Below are 2,851 nucleotides of genomic sequence, written 5' to 3'. Positions count from 1 at the left end.
TTGTTTGTTCCAAGTGGTTTCATTGAATAGCCGCTTTGAGACTACGCCTGACTTAAATGCATCAAAGCACATAAAGTTTGTTGTTCGCAAAGTTTAGTTCGGCTTAAAATTGTCGCTCGGTACCTCGCGACTAACAAACTGCTCAAGAGGGATTCGCAACGCGTGGCATTTTTACTATGCGTTGAATTTAGTGATTAAGGTGGTTTGCGGTGGCTTTTGTATTGCGTTGCTCACCCCTTAGCAGGGCGTTATGTGGTTGGAGAAAAATTATGAATCCATCAGCGGTTCTTGTTCATGTCCCAGATGTAGCGAAAGGGCTTGAATGGTACAAGAAAGCTTTTCCAGAAGCCGTTCCGGTTTACCATCCTGACTTTGACTTCACAGCGCTTGATCTAAATGGTTTCTCCCTAGAAATAGTCCAAGCAGATAAAAAGGTTGGTGCTGGTAAAAGTGGCACAGTTGTTTACTGGTCAGTAGGTAACTTATGTGTTGCCCTGGCTCATTTTGAAGAACTTGGTGCGTGCCTTTATCGTGGGCCAATGGAAATTGAAGATGGGCTTTCAATGTGCCAAGTTGAGGACCCCTTTGGAAACTTAATAGGACTACGTGGGAAAACCACATAACAAATTGTTCAAGAGGGATTCGCAACGCGTGGCATTTTTACTATGCGTTTGGTTTAGTGGTTAAGGTGGTATGCAGCGGCTTAGGTATTGCGTTGCTCACCCCTTAACAAGGCGTTATGTCCTTTTCGGGTTTTTGAGGTTCTATGAAAATAAGAAAAATGAGTTCACCTGACTTGCCAGCTTTGTATGATATTTACACTGACAAAGAGGTTGTGAACAACAATCGTTACTTGCCTGACATCAAAAGGGAAGAGTTCGACTCAATGTTCAATGACAGCCAGCTTAATTTTGTCGCGGTTGAAAGCGATGGAGAACTCTTGGGTCATTTGGCTATTAACTCAACGCCTAAGCCGAGGTTAAAGCACTCTGCATCTTTTGGTATTGCGGTCGCCAAAACTTCCCGAGGAAAGGGAGTGGGTCGTTTCTTAATGGAATACTTGCTGTCGTATTGTGATGAGCAGCTAAACTTGACGCGTTTAGAGTTAGAAGTGCATGCAAACAACGTTGCTGCGTTGGCTCTTTATAAATCCTTTGGCTTTGAAGTTGAGGGTACAAAACGCAAGGCTGTGCTTGTTGAAGATAATCTAATAGACATCGTCATCATGTCGAGAGTACGGACATAACAAACAATTTAAGAGTGATTCAGCACGCTTGGCATTTTTGGTTTGGGTTAAGTTCGGTGATTATGGTGGTTACATTGAGTGCCGTGGTCGCGTGCTTCACACCTTAATTGGGCGTTATGTGAAGTGTAGCGCAAGGATAAGGAATAATAAAAAGAGGTTGTATGATATTTGAACAAGCATTTATGGCTCTTCCAGAGTTTTTGACGGGCACTCCATTTAAACGGTATCAGTTTGAAGGTACTGTGGTTACAGCTTTTTCAATGGCAGTTTTACAAGAACTTAACGCTAGAAATGTTCCAAATCCTGTTTCGTTACTTAGGTCCGAAGTGGCTTACCCTATAGATATCGCAAAAAGAGCTGATTTACATATAGATTTGACTAACTTGAACATCTTTAACGAGGAGCTAGAATCCTATGGTGTTTACATGAACAATTGGTTAGAGGCTAAATTTTGTAGAATTGGGCCGAAAGGAAAGCCGGTCACTCCTATACTAGATTCTACATTTTTATTGCTCAAAGATCTGATTCGTTTGTGTTCCCTGGTTCCTGATAACCAATTATTGGGAGATAAATCTGTGTCTGGAAGGTACCTACTCCATGCATATCAGAATGAACCATCAGATTACTTTGTGTTTAATAGAAATCAGAATAAAAAACGAGTGAAAAGGGAGTGGATCAATAAGATTATAACTCCAGGAAAACATGTTCTTGAGATTAACGATTTAGGCTATGAGAGAACGAATACGTTCTATAAAAATGTTGGAAAAAAAGCCCGACTATTCAAGCTAAAAGTTAACATTACGAATCTGGTGCACGAGCCATTTCCTATGAGTAATGATGTGTACTATGTTGTACTCACTCGGATTGACGACTTTGAGATATACATAGGAAACACTATGGTAGGAAGAAAAGGAGGCGAGTTGATCGAAAATCAGCAGGGAGCTTGTCTTCGTTTTCCAAGAGTGGCAAATAGGATCCTTTCCAACTGAAAATTTTCACATAACAAACTGTTTAAGAGTGATTCGCAACGCGTGGCATTTTTACTATGCGTTAAGTTTCGTGTTTAAGGTGGTATGCGGTAGGTTCGGTATTGCGTTGCTCACACCTTAACAGGGCGTTAGTACGGGTTTGACATCAAAGGTCATAAGTTTTGGTGTTTATCTGTTTTGGCGCTCGTGTTTACACCTTTCAGTTAGTGCCTTTCACGTTCTTTCCGGTGGCACTATATGCGGAGTATTCGCTTTAATTTCACTGTTTACGGCTTCTAACTCTTAGCTTATTTCTGTTGGCGCTTCTTCTCTTTCGTGGTTTTTACTAAGTCAGAATTGCCTTTCTTTGGTGTTGCCGTCGAAGTGCGAGGAACGAATCCTTTTCTAATTTGAGGTCAGTAAAAGTAGGGGAGTTCAGTGCGTTTTTCTTCTAGCCAACTCTCGTCTCTTAACCGAGTTTAAGTTTTGTAGCTGCCCGTCTCACTTCAGTGTTCAAAGCCTTTCATATCATGCCAGTTTTCAATATCTTGGAGCGCATAAATAGAAGTAGCGCATGTACTAACAAATTGCTTAAGAGTGATTCGTAACGCGTGGCATTTTTACTTTGCGGTGGCTT

General features: G+C 41.3%; 3 protein-coding genes. All 3 read left to right on the top strand.

Features of this window, described 5'->3' with window-relative positions; genetic code table 11:
- Positions 1 to 269 precede the first annotated feature (269 nt).
- The 3 genes from MHO32_RS25450 to MHO32_RS25435 all read left to right on the top strand — a co-directional run bounded on the left by MHO32_RS25450 (position 270) and on the right by MHO32_RS25435 (position 2,235).
- The gene (locus MHO32_RS25450; protein WP_239214970.1) at positions 270 to 623 is read left to right on the top strand and encodes a glyoxalase/bleomycin resistance/dioxygenase family protein; all 354 of its coding nucleotides are present in this window, start codon (positions 270 to 272) and stop codon (positions 621 to 623) included.
- Positions 624 to 781: 158 nt separating this feature from the next.
- Positions 782 to 1,246 (top strand): GNAT family N-acetyltransferase, encoded by a 465-nt coding sequence (locus MHO32_RS25440; RefSeq protein ID WP_052878398.1) that lies wholly within the window; start codon positions 782 to 784, stop codon positions 1,244 to 1,246.
- A 161-nt stretch (positions 1,247 to 1,407) separates the two neighbouring features.
- Positions 1,408 to 2,235: a hypothetical protein gene (locus tag MHO32_RS25435; protein ID WP_239214956.1), complete on the top strand. Its 828-nt coding sequence runs from the start codon at positions 1,408 to 1,410 to the stop codon at positions 2,233 to 2,235.
- The last annotated feature ends 616 nt before the right edge of the window (positions 2,236 to 2,851 follow it).

The sequence above is a fragment of the Vibrio sp. MMH1-50 genome (assembly GCF_022347645.1).
Classification (GTDB): Bacteria; Pseudomonadota; Gammaproteobacteria; order Enterobacterales; family Vibrionaceae; genus Vibrio; species Vibrio harveyi.
This window is presented reverse-complemented; position numbering and strand designations above follow the sequence as displayed.